We start from the raw sequence: 1,503 nt of genomic DNA on the forward strand, positions 1-1,503 counted from the left end.
CCCGCGCCAGCAGCCCCAGACAGGCTTTTTCGATCGACGTCCACTGAAACGCGCTCTCGCCTTTTCGCTGCGGTGCGCTTCCTACAGAGTCGTATTCCGAAATTGCCGCGTCGATTCGGATGAAATCTTGATCAAATTCCAGTTCATCCAATTCCTGCGCTGACCCCTCGCCATCATTTTTTATCATTTCGTCTATCGATTCAAAATCACAAACAATTTCAATTAAATAATAGATCAAGCAACATAAAATCTATGAACGATGACCCACAAAATTGGTGAAGTGACAGTTATCCATAAAGAAACTCTATCAATCATAGTTTCACGAAATGTAAATATTCGGAGGGGCAGATGGCCCGGCAGAACCTCGTGGCATCACCAGCGATAACCGACTTGCGCCTTGAACGCGGTAGAGCCGCCTTGATTCGAAGCCGCCAATGCCGTGGCAACGTTCAGATGCATGTTCACCTGGTATGCAGCTCCGATACCTAGTGCACTCGCCGTTCCGTAAGTACCGACTGCCGCACCCACCCATTTCTCGCCGGCGGCGAGCATCGGGATACTCGGCATTGCGAGTGCCGATGCGATCCCTCGATCCACGTATGCACGCGTCTCGCCTAGGCCACGATTGAACTGCTGGACACTTACGGCATCCGTTGGGCCAATGCCTTCCGCGAGGTTCGTAATGCGACGCTCCTCACCCGGCCGTCCGACAGATACCGTGTTCGGTTCGCTCGCGATCGACCGTGAACCAAGCGCCACCGACGTTCCCTGTGCGACTGCGCCTGCGCCAAGCGCAGTGGCGTCCTGGCCACTCGCGGTAGCGCCTGCACCTATCGCCATTGCACGTTCGCCAACCGCCGCTGCACGGGCCCCGTATACAGCATTCGAGTTGCCGCTGCTCCTCGCGAGTACACCCTCCACGGTTGTGTCATTGCCCAATGCCGAGGCGCCGAAACCCGACGCAATCGAGCCCTGGCCGCGCACCGACGAACCCGAGCCTTGTGCAATCGATCCGCTACCTTGCACGTTTGCCATGAAGCCATTCGCGACCGAGTCATTGCCGGTGATATTGGTCAGCGCACCGGCGGCCATGGAGCGGCTCCCAATCACTGTGCCGTTCGTACCCAGTGCGACCGACTGGGTTCCGGCTACGGATGAGTCTGTACCGACCGACATCGCACCGGGGCCGTTTGCATATGCACGTGTGCCGCCAGCGAACGAACCAACATCGGCAGCCCTAGCCTGAGCACCAAATGCGCTGGAGTCGATGCCCGATGCGAGCGACGACTGACCGTTAGCCGTGGCGTTCATGCCAGACGCGAGCGAGCTTTGACCGAAGGCAGCGGACATTGCACCCGTCGCCTTTGCACCCTGCCCATTGGCGGTCGAGTTCTTGCCGGACGCCACCGAATCATTACCCGCAGCGGTCGCGTTGTCGGCGATGGCCTGTGCGTTCTGACCGTTCGCCGTCGAATTCACACCGGACGCCATCGCGTTGTTACC

Annotated in this window: 1 protein-coding gene and 1 pseudogene; both read right to left on the reverse strand. The window is 58.3% G+C overall.

The window, feature by feature from the left end; translation table 11 throughout:
• A pseudogene (locus AC1RQF_RS33265) lies at window positions 1–187 on the reverse strand (type VI secretion system protein TssA); the annotation flags it as partial.
• A 185-nt stretch (window positions 188–372) separates the two neighbouring features.
• On the reverse strand, window positions 373–1,503 hold a 1,131-nt coding region (locus AC1RQF_RS33270; protein WP_492874381.1), incomplete at its 5' end, for a YadA-like family protein.

It is taken from the genome of Burkholderia sp. GW821-FHT14F03, assembly GCF_058803765.1.